The organism is Ruegeria sp. BC8, from assembly GCF_056535705.1.
The window spans coordinates 1,691,521-1,704,786 of record NZ_JBQFIV010000001.1; the positions used below are offsets into that span (position 1 = coordinate 1,691,521).

Annotated in this window: 12 protein-coding genes; 5 read left to right on the forward strand and 7 right to left on the reverse strand. The window is 63.0% G+C overall.

Annotation, left to right across the window (positions count from 1 at the left end; genetic code table 11):
• The first annotated feature begins 7 nt into the window (after window positions 1–7).
• Window positions 8–487: a hypothetical protein gene (locus ACR3EK_RS08555; RefSeq protein ID WP_093962235.1), complete on the forward strand. Its 480-nt coding sequence runs from the start codon at window positions 8–10 to the stop codon at window positions 485–487.
• Between the two features lie 10 nt (window positions 488–497).
• Here the strand turns inward: ACR3EK_RS08555 and ACR3EK_RS08560 are convergent, their stop codons facing one another.
• From ACR3EK_RS08560 to dusB, 7 genes are all read right to left on the reverse strand, one after another.
• Window positions 498–1,679 carry an MFS transporter gene (locus ACR3EK_RS08560; RefSeq protein WP_480633156.1) on the reverse strand — a complete coding sequence of 394 codons (1,182 nt, stop codon included), beginning with the start codon at window positions 1,677–1,679 and terminating at the stop codon, window positions 498–500.
• 43 nt (window positions 1,680–1,722) lie between these two features.
• Window positions 1,723–2,295 carry a helix-turn-helix domain-containing protein gene (locus tag ACR3EK_RS08565; RefSeq protein ID WP_480633157.1) on the reverse strand — a complete coding sequence of 191 codons (573 nt, stop codon included), beginning with the start codon at window positions 2,293–2,295 and terminating at the stop codon, window positions 1,723–1,725.
• Window positions 2,296–2,335: 40 nt separating this feature from the next.
• Window positions 2,336–3,745 carry a nitrogen assimilation response regulator NtrX gene (ntrX, locus tag ACR3EK_RS08570; protein WP_093962238.1) on the reverse strand — a complete coding sequence of 470 codons (1,410 nt, stop codon included), beginning with the start codon at window positions 3,743–3,745 and terminating at the stop codon, window positions 2,336–2,338.
• A complete protein-coding gene (locus ACR3EK_RS08575; RefSeq protein WP_480633158.1) occupies window positions 3,742–6,030 on the reverse strand; it encodes a sensor histidine kinase NtrY-like in 2,289 nt (762 codons plus the stop codon). Before ACR3EK_RS08575 ends, ntrX begins: the two co-directional genes overlap by 4 nt.
• A 99-nt stretch (window positions 6,031–6,129) precedes the next feature.
• Window positions 6,130–7,497, reverse strand: a complete 1,368-nt coding sequence (locus ACR3EK_RS08580) for a response regulator (protein ID WP_170338872.1) — start codon at window positions 7,495–7,497, stop codon at window positions 6,130–6,132.
• A 16-nt stretch (window positions 7,498–7,513) separates the two neighbouring features.
• Window positions 7,514–8,593 (reverse strand): two-component system sensor histidine kinase NtrB, encoded by a 1,080-nt coding sequence (locus tag ACR3EK_RS08585; protein WP_480633159.1) that lies wholly within the window; start codon window positions 8,591–8,593, stop codon window positions 7,514–7,516.
• Window positions 8,590–9,606 carry a tRNA dihydrouridine synthase DusB gene (gene dusB / locus ACR3EK_RS08590; RefSeq protein WP_480633160.1) on the reverse strand — a complete coding sequence of 339 codons (1,017 nt, stop codon included), beginning with the start codon at window positions 9,604–9,606 and terminating at the stop codon, window positions 8,590–8,592. Before dusB ends, ACR3EK_RS08585 begins: the two co-directional genes overlap by 4 nt.
• A gap of 152 nt (window positions 9,607–9,758) precedes the next feature.
• Between dusB and ACR3EK_RS08595 the strand changes: the two genes are divergently transcribed.
• The 4 genes from ACR3EK_RS08595 (at window position 9,759) to ACR3EK_RS08610 (ending at window position 13,218) form a co-directional block, all read left to right on the forward strand.
• A complete protein-coding gene (locus ACR3EK_RS08595; RefSeq protein ID WP_480633161.1) occupies window positions 9,759–10,889 on the forward strand; it encodes a bifunctional 2-C-methyl-D-erythritol 4-phosphate cytidylyltransferase/2-C-methyl-D-erythritol 2,4-cyclodiphosphate synthase in 1,131 nt (376 codons plus the stop codon).
• Complete coding sequence (locus tag ACR3EK_RS08600) at window positions 10,886–11,383, forward strand: phosphatidylglycerophosphatase A family protein (RefSeq protein WP_170366100.1); 498 nt, start codon at window positions 10,886–10,888, stop codon at window positions 11,381–11,383. The genes ACR3EK_RS08595 and ACR3EK_RS08600 overlap by 4 nt, the downstream gene beginning before the upstream one ends.
• Window positions 11,380–11,856 (forward strand): CinA family protein, encoded by a 477-nt coding sequence (locus ACR3EK_RS08605; RefSeq protein ID WP_480633162.1) that lies wholly within the window; start codon window positions 11,380–11,382, stop codon window positions 11,854–11,856. The genes ACR3EK_RS08600 and ACR3EK_RS08605 overlap by 4 nt, the downstream gene beginning before the upstream one ends.
• 180 nt (window positions 11,857–12,036) lie before the next feature.
• Window positions 12,037–13,218, forward strand: a complete 1,182-nt coding sequence (locus tag ACR3EK_RS08610; protein WP_480633163.1) for an ammonium transporter — start codon at window positions 12,037–12,039, stop codon at window positions 13,216–13,218.
• The last annotated feature ends 48 nt before the right edge of the window (window positions 13,219–13,266 follow it).

The following is a 13,266-nucleotide window of genomic DNA, read 5'->3' on the forward strand; positions in this document are numbered from 1 at the left end:
TAAGCGAATGAAAACAGTGCTTCGATTGCTTGTTCCCCTTGCCCTGCTGGCCGGATGCGGGCCGTTGTCTATGTATTATCGCGAAGGCGAAAGCGTCTCGCGGATGCAGGCCGAAACGACCGAATGCCAAGTGCAGGCGCTGAAGGATGCACCGGTTGCAAACCAGGTGCGCCAAAGCCCCCCCACCTATTGGCCGGGCCGCACCTATTGCGACGGGCGCGGGCGATGCTACCGCACCGGAGGATGGTGGGAGCCGGGCCGCGTTTACACCGTAGATGTAAATCAGGGGCTGCGAAACACGGTCGAGGCGCAGTGCATGGCCAAGAAGGGATACCGCCCCATCAGCCTGCCGCCCTGCAAACAGTCGGTCAAATCGGGCGTTCCGCCGACCCGAACAACCGTCCTGCCACCATTGGGCACGGCCTCTTGTTTCGTCAAATTCGACGACGGGTCATTCCAGATCATCACGCCGGGGTTGCCGGGCTGACCGACTGACCTCAGCCCAGATCGTCGGGTGACGATCGCCGGCGGAGTGACAGGAACAGATGTGCTGCGATGGCGGCTGCATAGAATACAAGTACAGCCACGAACATCGAGCCCTCTCCGGCACGCCAAAGGATTGCAAGCAGAACAGGTGTGCCCAGCAGGTTGCCCGCATTTCCCATCTGCGCCATCGCCCCATAGCTCAGCGCCTGATCCCGGGCCGAGCCATTCAGTTGAGGAACCGCCGCGAAACTACCGCCCTGCACCAGGCCCAACACCGCAAACAGCGCAATGCCGACAACGGGCAGAGGCGCTCCAAAAAACAGCAGAGCCAAGGCAACCATCCCGGCCGCAAAACCAAGATTTACAACCGTGACCGCGGTCAGGAACATCAAGAGCACGGGCACCGCGACCCACGACAGCACGATACCTGCCAGCGGCATCAGACTGGCTACAAGAATCGACTGATCCTCGGGCATACGGCCGGGTAGGATCGCCAGCAACGACACGAAGGTCAGAGTGTAGAAGAACCATCCGATCGCCGGTGCTGCCATGCGGGGCGAGCGGTAGGTTTCTAGATGCGTCTGCAGGATGGATCCCAGCCCCCACCCATGCCGTTCCGTCGCGATGGGTGGAACCTTTGGCGGAAACACGGCGACCAGTCCAGCAATCAGCGCCATCAGGAACCCGTGGCCCATGAAGAAATCCGCCAATCCAAAACGCTGGATCAACGGAAGACCGAACCAAGCGTTCAGCGCAAAGGCAACTCCAAAGAAAGAACTCCACAACACCATGGCGGCATTGCGCGAGGCTCCGCGTGTGATCTGTGCGATCAGCGTTGGAGCGGCAACCACGATCGCCAGATGCGAAACGCCCTCGATGATCCGGCTGGCCAGCATCACTTGAAAACCGGGCATGGTGGACTGGAACACCGATACAACGCCGCCCAGCAGCAAACCGAACACCAGCAGGCGGACCGGTCCGAACTGCGCGGTAATGGCGCCTGACATGGCCCCCAACACGGCGCCCATCAAACTGATGATCGACAACAACCAGCCGATCGAATCCCCATAGCCTGGGTACAATGCACCGACCGCGTCGAAGGCAACGGCGATCTTGGCGAACTGCGTGGCCGCGCCCAGTCCGGCCACCCATAACAGGATCACCTGCAGGAATATGCGAAAAGATTGATTCACACCCGCGTTCTACCCTCGGCCTCCGGCGAGGTGAACGCATATATTATGCGGCGCGTACGCGCGTGCCGCTGACAAGGCGCACTGGAGTTCCATCGGCCAGATACAGCCGCTCCCATACGATTTGGCCTGCGCTGATGGTGATCTGGTCGTGCACGGCCTGAGAAGTAATGAATGCTTTGGGATTTGGCACCTGCAGGTCCCACCAACCCTCGTCCGTCAGCTCCATTTCGGCCTGGCGGATCTCGTCGGTCGCAAACTGCCACAGCGACACCCCCAACAACGAGTGCTGGCTGGTTGACCAATCCCGTGCGCGGCTGGGTGAATAGGCCAGACAAACATGGCTCGCTTCGTCCACCAGATGCAGACAGGCTTGCGAACTGCCGACAAGCCGCTTCAGTGCTGCATCGTCGGCGCGGTGATCCGAAAGCGCCGAGAAAACCGCAGCTTGTTGTTCAGGGCTTGGGGTCTGTACCCCGTTTTCCCAGCGCGACACCGTGGCCTGATCGACGCGCATCACATGTGCAAGCGCCGACTGCTTCATCCCGGTGGCCCGCCGAAGCCGTTTGAGACGACGACCAAAGGCGGGAAATCCCTGCTGGATCATCGATAGCGTCATGGCCGGGCGCCTCCCGTCGTCCTGCCTGTATGGCCGGCCCCTATTCCGCCGGTTCAGGCTCGTCCAGTTGCGCCACCCGCGCGCCCGACTTGTTCGACGTCACCACACCCAGCGATTTCAGCTTGCGGTGCAAGGCGCTGCGTTCCATTCCAACGAAACTGGCCGTGCGGCTGATATTGCCGCCAAAGCGATTGATCTGGGTCAGCAGATACTCACGCTCGAACGCCTCTCGTGCCTCGCGCAGTGGCAGCGTTGCCAGAGCGCCCGACAGCACGACCCGGCCGGAATCGTCGGCCTTTTCCTCCTCATTCGGCAATTCCCGCGCTTCGATCGGTCCGGTGCCATCACCAAGGATCAAGACCCGCTCGACCAGGTTCTTCAACTGGCGCACGTTGCCGGGCCAACTCATCGTCTGCAGCAGGGCCACGGCCTCTTCCGACAACTCGCGCACAGGGAGGCCCTGGGTTTCGTTGCACATCTCGATGAAATGCTTGGCGAGAACAGGAATATCCTCGCGCCGTTCTTCCAAAGACGGCACTGCGATCGGGACGACATTGAGGCGGTGATACAGCTCTTCGCGGAACCGGTCCGCGGCAATCTCGGATTCAAGGTCGCGGTTGGTGGAAGAGATCACCCGCAGATCGACACGCACGTTGTCCGAGCCACCCACCCGCTGAAACTGCTGATCAACGAGAACGCGCAAGATCTTGGACTGCGTGCCCAACGGCATGTCGGCAACCTCGTCGAAATAGACCACACCGCCATGGGCCTGTTCGAGCAGACCGGATTCAACGCCACGCTCGGCGGATTCACGGCCGAACAGAACTTCTTCCATGCGCTCGGGCTCGACGCCGGCGCAGTTGACCGTGACAAAGGGCGCGTTCGCCCGGTTCGAGTGCGCATGAATGTAGCGCGCGGCGATTTCCTTGCCCGATCCGGCGGGACCGCGCAGCATGACCCGACCGTTGGATTTGGTCACCTTGTCCAACTGGCTCAGCATCGCGCGGAACGCAGCCGACTTGCCGATCATATCGGAATTGCTGACTTCCTTGCGCTTGAGCGAGGCATTCTCGCGACGAAGGCGCGACGTTTCCATCGCGCGGCGGATCACCACCATCAACTGATCGATGTTGAAGGGTTTTTCGATAAAATCATATGCCCCCTGCTTGATCGCAGCGACGGCGATTTCGATATTTCCGTGCCCCGATATGATCACCACCGGAACATCCGGATTGTCGCGTTTGACCGCCTTCAGAATGTCGATCCCATCCATGCGGCTGTCCTTGAGCCAGATGTCCAGGATCAACAGCCCGGGTGGTTCCGCGTTGATCGCAGCCATGCACTCGTCCGAGTTGCCGGCCAGCCGGGTGGAATATCCTTCGTCCTCCAGAATGTCGGACACCAGTTCGCGAATATCGCGCTCGTCATCTACGATCAGAATGTCGCTCATCTTTGGCCTGCTTTCAGTGTCTTGGATTTAATTGCCTGCTTTTGCGGCGCTGCGACCGGGGCCGTGTTGGCCTTCGGCAACCGGATCACGGCCATTGCGCCAAAATGGTCCTGTCCGTCGAACACGGGCGCATCCTCAAGGGTCAGCGTGCCGCCGTGTTCTTCAATAATTTTCTTGACGATGGGAAGGCCCAGGCCAGTCCCTTCGTCGCGCGTCGTCACATAGGGCTCGAACAGCCGCGCCCGGTCTTCCGGCAGCCCGATGCCGTTGTCCGCGATGGTGATCAGTGTTCCGTCGTCATCCGTGGACAGGCGCACCTTGATCTGCGGGCTGAGGTTGTCGGGCGGGCCCTTCTTTTTCAGGGTTTCGATCGCTTCGCCGGCGTTCTTGATCAGATTCGTGAGCGCTTGGTTCAACATCGTCGCGTCCACATCAGCCAATACTGGCTGGTCCGGGATCTCCGCATCGATCTGAACGCCCGGCTGACCGGCCTGCTGCAGCAGAACCGCCTCACGCACCAAGCCCGCGATGTCTTCCTCGTGCCGGTCGGGCTCGGGCATACGGGCGAACTTCGAGAACTCGTCGACGATCCGGCGCAGATCGTTGGTCTGACGGACGATCACGTCGGTCATGGATTCCAGGCTGGCGCTGTCCTCTTCATCCAGCTTCCGCGCAAACTTCCGCCGGATGCGTTCGGCGCTCAGCTGAATGGGGGTCAGCGGGTTCTTGATCTCATGCGCGATGCGGCGGGCTACGTCCCCCCAGGCCGCCATACGCTGGGCACTGACCAGATCGGTAACGTCGTCAAAGGCGACCACGTAACCTTCCAGCCTGCCGTCCTCGCCGCGTCGGGTCGCCATCCGGACCAGCAGGTTTTCCAACTGTCCCTTGCGGGTGACCTTGATTTCGTCCTGAATTGCTTCCTGGTTGCCTTCTTTCAGCGCTTCGAACAAAGGCAGGAACTCGGGCACGGCGATGCCGATAGCCAGTTGTTGCTCATGGCCTTTCCAGTCAAGCAAGCGCTCGGCCGAGCGGTTGACGAATGTCACCTGACCATCCGGATCCACCCCGACAACGCCCGAAGTCACCGAACTGAGCACCGAGTCGAACAACCGGCGGCGGCTTTCGATCTGGCGGGTGTTTTCCAGCAGCGTACCCCGCTGCGCCTTCAATTGCCGAGTCATCTGGTTGAAATACCGCCCCAGCATGGCGATTTCGTCGTCGCTGGCCTCCTCGATGACCTGCACGTCCAGATCACCGGCCCCGACCCGCTGCGCGGCCGTGGTCAGACGACCAACCGGGCGCGAGAGCCGCTCGGCGAACCACATGCCCAGCGAAACGGCCGCCAAGATGAGGATTACCGCGAACCCCAGATACAACAGCCCGAACTCGAACAGCACCCTGCCCCGTTCGTTTTCCAACTGTTGATAAAACTGCGCGGTTTCCTTGGTGTCATCCAAAAGGGTCAACAACTGGCCATCTACTGCGCGGCTGACATACAGATATCGGTCCAGATAGGCTCGCAGCGGCACCAGAGCCCGGAATTCGTTGTTGGGCCAGTCCGCGATGATCAACAGCCCCTCGTCTCGGGCCTGCTCCAACTGCTCGGGTGTCGGCGGTTCGTAGTTGAACAGATAAGACCTGTCTCCGCGGGCCCGGATTTCGCCACTGCCGTCAATCACGTAGGCTTCGCGCAGTCCGCGCTGAATCTGTGCCTGCCCCTGGGCCAGCACCTCGCGCAGCTCGGCATCCGAGATGTAGAAGTCCAGCTTGCGTGCATTGTCCAGAAACCGCGCAAGAACCGAGGCATCCTGCGTCAGACCCTGTTCGTGCTCTTGTTCATATGCCTCGGCCGCCGTCAGCGAAGATCCGACCACCTGCCTGACCCGGTCCGAGAACCATCCCTCAAGCCCGATGTTCACGGTCAGACCGGCAAAAATTGCCACCGTCACCGTGGGCACCAGCGCCAACAGCGTGAACGCCCCGATCAGCCTCAGGTGCAGGCGAGAGCCCGCCGATTTGGCCCGGCGCGCCGCAACCAGATTGCCCAACTGCCCCAGAACCAGGGCCGCAACGACCAGAATGTAAACAAGGTCTGCAAGCAGAATCAGCCGAAGCGTGGGCGCATTCGCACCCAGATCAAACGGCCCGATAACAAGGTAGGTCGCAAGGGTCAGCACCGGCCCCAACACAACCAGCCCCAATGTGCCGAAATTGCGCAGTTTCCGGGACTTACGCCACCGATTCAGGGATAATACCGGCCGTTTCTGTGCCCGGGATACCACCGTCTGCCCTCATCCTGATGTGCCGCTTTCGCGGCGTACCGCCATATGTCGTGGTCTTTTCCGGGACTGTGCTCGGATGCCACGGTTTGTGTGGCGAGATTACATCAGTTTGCGTCGACGTGTCACCTGAATATCGAGATCAGTGATTTTTTTGCGCAGCGTATTCCGGTTGATCCCCAGCAAATCGGCACATTTTGCCTGATTTCCTCCGGTCGCATCCAGCGCGATTTCGATCAGCGGAGCCTCAACCTCGCGCAGAATGCGCTGGTACAGACCCGGTGGCGGCAGCATGTTTCCATGAAGGTCGAAGTAACGCCGCAGATGCCGCGCAACCGACGAAGACAGCTTCTCTCGTTCGCTCCCGCTCAGCAGTGGTTCGGCCTCGGGCTGACTGCCCAAGACGGCCTCGACCTCGGACTTGGTGATTTCGTCGGATCGGCTTGTCAGGCTCAGCCGCCGGATAGCGTTTTCCAGTTGGCGCACGTTGCCGGGCCAGGAATACCGGCGCACAAGCTCGATCGCGTCAGGGCCCAACCGCCGCTTTGTGCCGTTTTCGCGTTCTTCGCGGGCCAGAAAATGCTCGGCCAGCAACAGGATGTCGTCGACCCGCTCGCGCAAGGCTGGCACATGGATGGTGGCACCGCAGAGGCGGTAATAAAGGTCCTGCCGCACCCGCCCGCTTTCCATCGCCTCGGTCAGGTCCGACTGGCTGGTCGCCATGAAGCGCGGAACGTGGTCGCCGGGCGTGTCCATCATCCGCACGATCCGGGCCTGGATTTCATCGTCCAGGTCTGCAATTTCGTCGATCAGCAAGGTACCGCCGCGCACCCGGGCCATGACCCGGGCCGGACCCTCCAAGTCGCGCAGGTCCGCTGCAGTAGCAGTCACAAAGGGCAGTGTCCGCCGGTCTGAGAAATCGTGAATTGCCCTCGCAATCAACGACTTGCCCGTGCCACTTTCACCGGAAATCATGACCGAAAGATCGGTGTTCATGACCCGGGCGACCAACCTGTACAGGGCTTGCATCACCGGAGTTCGACCGACCAATGGCAACTCGTCGGGGCGGTCTTCGGATGTGTCCGCGGGTTCGATCTGAACCCGCTGCTTGCGGTCCAGCGCCCGGGCGGTGCGCTTCATCAGATCCGGCAGGTCGAACGGTTTGGGCAGATAGTCATAGGCATCCGCCTCGGCCGCCTGGATCGCCGTCATGATCGTGTTCTGGGCCGAGATCACGATCACCGGCAGGCCCGGCCGGTCCTGCGCGATTTTGGGCAGCATTTCCAACCCGTTGCCATCGGGCATGACCACGTCCGAGATCACCACGTCGCCCTTGCCCTCGCCGACCCAACGCATCAGCGTCGTCAGGGACGAGGTCGCATGCACTTTGCAGCCCGCCCGCGTCAGGGCCTGGGTCAGAACCGTCCGGATCGTTCTGTCATCATCTGCAACCAGTACCGTGCCATCCATCTGGTGTTCTCCTTGATTATTCTTTGTCCTGCCCTGCCTCGCGCGGCGCGCGGCGCAGCGACAGCCGGAAGACTGTCCGCCCCGGCACCGACTCGGCCGTGATCCAACCGTCGTGGTCGGACACGATCTTGCTGACCAGCGCCAAGCCAAGGCCGGTGCCGTTTTCCTTGCCGGAAACGAACGGGTCGAAAATATCGCCGCGGATGTCCTCGGGCAGGCCCGGGCCATCGTCGATGATCTCGATCTGCAACGGCAACGAGTGACCCGAGCCATCACTGCGCCGCAGACGGAAGGAATGTTCGAAATAGGTGTGCAGGCGGATCGTCCCGCCCTCGGGGCCGGCGGCCTCGGACGCGTTCTTGAGCAGGTTCAGAACCACCTGCAACAGCTGATCCGGATCACCATAGGCCAATGGCAGCGACGGGTCGTAGTCCTCGATGATAGTCATGTCCGCGCCAAAGCCCAGCAGCGCCGAGCGGCGCGCGCGGTCCAGAACATCGTGGATGTTGACCGGCTTGAACTCGGGCCGCGAGAGGTTTCCGAACTGCTCGACCTGCTCAAGCAGCTTCACGATCCGGCGACTCTCGGCCACGATAAGGTCTGTCAACTCAAGATCTTGCGGGCCGATATTCATGCTCAGCAACTGTGCAGCACCGGTGATCCCAGCCAGCGGGTTCTTGATTTCATGCGCCAGCATCTCGGCCATGCCGATCGCCGACTGCGCCGCCGATTTGACCGTGTTGCCGCGAGTCATGCGGGTGGCCAGTTCGCGCGGCGAGACGATCATGATCATCGACCCCGGATGCCCCAGCAGAGGCGCGATCTGCAGCGCGCATTGCAGCGGCGCGCGATTGCCCGAACCCACATCCACGTCATTCACGAACAACGGCGTGCCCTGCGCGCGGGCGCGCGTGAACGCCTCTTCCAGCGGCGCGTCCACGGCGATCTGGTCCCAGACCGGATGCCCGACCACCGATTTGCGCGAAGCGTTCAGGAACCCCTCACCCGAGGAATTGACATCCGCGATGCGATCCTCGGGGTCGATGATGAAGGCGGGAACCGGCAGCGAAGCCCAGACGACCTGATCCGAAATCATGCTGCCACCTCGGAATTTTCCGTCAACGCGTCGCCGATCAGCCGCAGAACCTCGGCCGGATCGCGCGAGGTCAGGACCGCGCGGCGCAGGGACGCCGGCGTTCTGGCCTCGTCCATGTACCAGCCCAGATGCTTGCGCGCGACACGCAGCCCCAGGTCGGCGCCGTAGAACCCCAGCATCGCCTCGTAATGCGCCCGCACCATATCGGCCAGATCGTCGCCCTCGGGAACCTCTGGCGCCGGCGTTTCCCACAGCGCGTGCGCGATCTGCGCCAGCAGCCAAGGTTTGCCCTGCGCGCCACGGCCCACCATGACGCCATCCGCGCCCGACTGCCCTAGCGCTGTCTGCGCACGCTCGGGGCTGGTGATATCGCCATTGGCCACGACCGGAATGCTGACGGCATCCTTGACCGCGCGGATCGCGGCCCAATCCGCCTCGCCCTTGTAGAACTGACAGCGCGTGCGCCCGTGGATCGTCACCATCTGAACGCCGGCCTCCTGCGCCCGCCGCGCCACGTCCGGCGCGTTCAGCAGCGTGTCGTCCCACCCCAGCCGGGTCTTGAGCGTCACCGGAACGTCCACTGCGTCCACGACCGCATCGATCAGGGTCAGGGCGTGGTCGGGCGTCTTCAGCAGCGCCGAGCCGGAATAGCCGTTCGTCACCTTCTTGGCCGGGCAGCCCATATTGATGTCGATCACCCGCGCACCCCGGTCGGCAACCTGCCGCGCGGCCTCGGCCATCCAATAGGCGTCGCGCCCGGCGAGCTGTACGGCGGTGTTTTCCACATCCGCCGACAACTCGGCCCGTTCGCGCACGCCGGGCTTGGCCTGCACCATCTCTTGGCTGGCGACCATCTCGCTGACCACCATGCCGGCGCCGAACCGCATGACGAGGTCGCGAAACGGCCGGTCGGTGATTCCGGCCATCGGCGCCAGCAGAACCGGCGGGGTCAAAGTTTTCTCGGCAATGCGCAGCGTCAACGTGCCTAATCCTTGAGCAATTGCGGTTTTCATATCGAATACGGGGCGTATGAACAACAAATCCGCGACCAACAAGCCCGCAAAATCATCATATGCCTATTTTTTAATCAGCTTACCGCGAGTGATTGCCTCTGCTTTCACCGCCGCCTAAACACGGAAGCCAAACGAAGGTCGGAAATTCAAACATGACAACCGCCGCCATCATCGTCGCCGCCGGGCGCGGCCTGCGCGCCGGAGGAGGCCAGCCCAAGCAGTGGCGCCCCTTGGCCGGGCGGCGTGTGGCCGACTGGACGATCGAACGGATCAAGGCGCAGGTCCCGCTGGTCGTGCTGGTCCTGTCCCCCGACGACCCCGAGGCCTGGACGGAATTCGCCGACAGCGGCCTGATCCTTGCGCCCGGCGGCGCCGACCGAGCCGAATCCGTGCGCAACGGGTTGCAGGCGCTGGCCGACCGCGGCGTCAGCAAGGTTCTGATCCATGACGTCGCCCGGCCCTGTGTCAGCGCGCGGGTCATTGGTGACGTGCTGGCGGCCCTCGACACCCACGCCGCTGCGGCGCCGGGGCTGCCGGTCACCGATGCGCTGTGGACCGGGGCCGACGACCAAGTTACCGGCACCCGAGATCGCGCGGGCCTGTATGCCGCGCAGACGCCGCAGGGGTTCCGCTATGACGCCATCGTCGCCGCGCATGCCGCGCATCCCGGTGGGGCCGCCGACGATGTCGAGGTTGCCCGCGCCGCCGGGATCAACGTGGCCATCGTGCCGGGCGACGCGGACAATCTGAAAATCACACGGCCCGAGGATTTTGCCCGGGCCGAAAGGATATTGAGGTCAGACATGGATGTAAGGCTGGGCAACGGATATGACGTGCACCGGTTCGGGCCGGGCGATCACGTGATCCTGTGCGGCGTCGAGGTCCCGCATGATCGGGGGCTGCAGGGCCATTCCGACGCGGATGTGGGCATGCACGCCGTCACCGACGCGATCTATGGCGCGCTGGCGCAGGGCGATATCGGTCAGCACTTCCCCCCATCCGACCCGCAATGGAAGGGCGCCGCCAGCGAGATATTTCTGCGCCATGCGGTGGATCTGGCCACGCGCATGGGCTTTCGCATCTCGAACATCGACTGCACGCTGGTCTGCGAATACCCCAAGATCGGCCCGCACGCTGCGGCGATGCGGCAGAAAATTAGCGAAATCATGGAGCTGGAGGCCGACCGCGTGTCAATCAAGGCCACCACGTCCGAGCGGCTGGGCTTTACCGGCCGCAAGGAAGGCATCGCCGCTATCGCGACCGCCAGTCTGGTGAAACCATGACCCTGGCGCGCCTGATCGGAACCGTCGGCGGGATCGGTTACCTTCGCCCTGCCCCCGGCACCTGGGGTTCGCTGGCCGCCCTGCCTTTGGCCTTGGCGCTGCACCTGCTGGGCGGCTTCCCGCTGCTGGCCGTCGCAACCGTCGCCGTTTTTGCGGCCGGCACGTGGGCCACGGGCGTCATGACTGCCGGGCAGGACGATCACGACCCTTCGGAGATCGTCATCGACGAGGTCGCGGGCCAATTCATCGCCATTTGGGCCGTGTCCTATCCCGCCTGGGCGCATGACATCGCGGTCACCGCCCTGTGGCCGGGCTGGATCGCCGCGTTCTTGCTGTTCCGCCTGTTCGACATCACCAAGCCCGGCCCCGTCGGCTGGGCCGACCGGCGCGGCGACCCCTTGGGCGTAATGCTGGACGACGTGATTGCAGGCGTGTTCGCGGCCGTGGGCGTTTTGATCCTGGCCGGGATCGCACATGGAGTACTGGGCCTATGACCGTCGCCAAACTGCTCGACCGCGCCAAGGCGCTGAAGGTCATGATCGCCACCGCCGAAAGTTGCACGGGCGGCATGGTCGCCGCCGCGCTGACCGACATTCCCGGCAGTTCGGCCGTGGTTGACCGAGGCTTCGTCACCTATACCAACGCCGCCAAGCAGGACATGCTGGGCGTGCGTGCCGAGACGCTGGCGGCCCATGGTGCCGTTTCTGAAGAGGTCGCCCGCGAAATGGCCGAGGGTGCGCTGGCGCATTCCCAGGCGCAGCTTGCGGTCTCGATCACCGGCATCGCGGGGCCCGGCGGGTCCGAGTTCAAGCCCGAGGGCCGGGTCTGTTTCGGCCTTGCCGTCACAGGCCGCCCCACCCTGACCGAAACCGTCGAGTTCGGCGCCGCAGGCCGCGCCAATGTCCGACGCGCGGCGCGAGATCATGCGCTGAAACTGCTGGAAAACGGCCTTTCCGAACTCGCCTAAATTTTTGGCACCTGCCCGGATACGGCGCACTTTTTGTCACCACTTGGAAAAAGGACGCCAAAACAGGCACCTTTTTCGCACCCTGCCTCTTTTTTCCTCGGCCGCCGTTCGGTTGAACCCACGGCACGTCACTCACACCGCGCCCCTTGGCGCAGCTTCAGGAAAGAGGAGAACGGCCCAATGAACGGAGCCGATACCGCCTGGATCATCGTCGCGACGGCGCTGGTCCTGTTCATGACTTTGCCGGGCCTGGCCCTGTTCTATGGCGGGCTGGTGCGCGCCCGCAACGTGCTGAGCGTTTTCATGCACTGCTTCGCGATCGCCTGCTTGATGAGCATCCTGTGGCTGGTCGCCGGGTATTCGATCGCCTTCGGTGACGGCGGTTCAGGCCTGTGGGGCGGGCTGGGCAAGGCGTTTCTGAACGGCGTTGATGCCGACAGCCTGTCGGGCACCCTGCCCGAGGTGCTGTTCTTTGCCTTCCAGATGACCTTTGCCATCATCACCCCGGCCCTGATCGTCGGCGCCTATGTGGAACGCGTGGGCTTTGGTTTCGTGCTGGTCTTTTCGGGCCTTTGGATGCTGCTGTGCTATGCGCCGGTGGTGCATTGGATCTGGGGCGGTGGCATCCTGACCGATGGCGGCATTCTGGGTGAAATCGGCGTGCGCGATTTCGCCGGTGGCATCGTGGTGCACGAAACTGCTGGTCTGGCCGCTCTGATCATCGCGTGGGTCCTGGGGCCGCGCAAGAACCGCACCACCCCGCCGCACAACCCCGGATACGTCATGATCGGGGCCGCGATGCTGTGGGTCGGCTGGTTCGGATTCAACGGCGGCTCGCAACTGGCCGCCGATGGCGGCGCGGCCATGGCGCTGACGGTCACGCATATCTCGGCCGCCACCGCATCGCTCAGCTGGGCGCTGTGGGAGCGGATCAAATACGGTAAGGCCTCGCTGGTCGGTCTGGTCACCGGGACCATCGCGGGTCTGGCCTCGATCACTCCGGCCTCGGGCTATGTCGATCCTATTCAGGCGCTGATCATCGGCGCGGTCGCCGGCATCCTGTGCCAGGAGGCGGTAAACGTGGTCCGCAACGTGTTGAACATCGACGATACGCTGGACGTGTTCGCCGTGCATGGCGTGGGCGGCATTTTCGGCACCATCATGATCGCCGTCTTCGGCTTGGGCGCCTGGACCGCGCAGTTGGGCGGGCTGGTGATCGTGGGTGTCTTTACGTCAGTTGTCACGTTTGTGCTGATCAAAGTGGTTGCGCTTGTCACCCCGCTTCGCGTAGACGCCGAGACCGAAACGAACGGGCTCGACCTGTCGGTCCACGGCGAACGGGCCTATGACATGAGCAGCTAAGCCCACCTTGGCTGGCTCGACTGCCCATCCGGGCATCAAGCGGACCTC

Bases quoted from the DNA above. Each gene is read 5' to 3' on its own strand.
- ACR3EK_RS08600 (WP_170366100.1), top strand. From the start codon at position 10,886: ATGACCCTGGCGCGCCTGATCGGAACCGTCGGCGGGATCGGTTACCTT.
- ACR3EK_RS08585 (WP_480633159.1), bottom strand. From the start codon at position 8,593: ATGATTTCGGATCAGGTCGTCTGGGCTTCGCTGCCGGTTCCCGCCTTC.
- ACR3EK_RS08580 (WP_170338872.1), bottom strand. From the start codon at position 7,497: ATGGATGGCACGGTACTGGTTGCAGATGATGACAGAACGATCCGGACG.
- ACR3EK_RS08555 (WP_093962235.1), top strand. From the start codon at position 8: ATGAAAACAGTGCTTCGATTGCTTGTTCCCCTTGCCCTGCTGGCCGGA.
- ACR3EK_RS08565 (WP_480633157.1), bottom strand. From the start codon at position 2,295: ATGACGCTATCGATGATCCAGCAGGGATTTCCCGCCTTTGGTCGTCGT.
- ACR3EK_RS08595 (WP_480633161.1), top strand. From the start codon at position 9,759: ATGACAACCGCCGCCATCATCGTCGCCGCCGGGCGCGGCCTGCGCGCC.
- ntrX (WP_093962238.1), bottom strand. From the start codon at position 3,745: ATGAGCGACATTCTGATCGTAGATGACGAGCGCGATATTCGCGAACTG.
- ACR3EK_RS08610 (WP_480633163.1), top strand. From the start codon at position 12,037: ATGAACGGAGCCGATACCGCCTGGATCATCGTCGCGACGGCGCTGGTC.
- ACR3EK_RS08605 (WP_480633162.1), top strand. From the start codon at position 11,380: ATGACCGTCGCCAAACTGCTCGACCGCGCCAAGGCGCTGAAGGTCATG.
- dusB (WP_480633160.1), bottom strand. From the start codon at position 9,606: ATGAAAACCGCAATTGCTCAAGGATTAGGCACGTTGACGCTGCGCATT.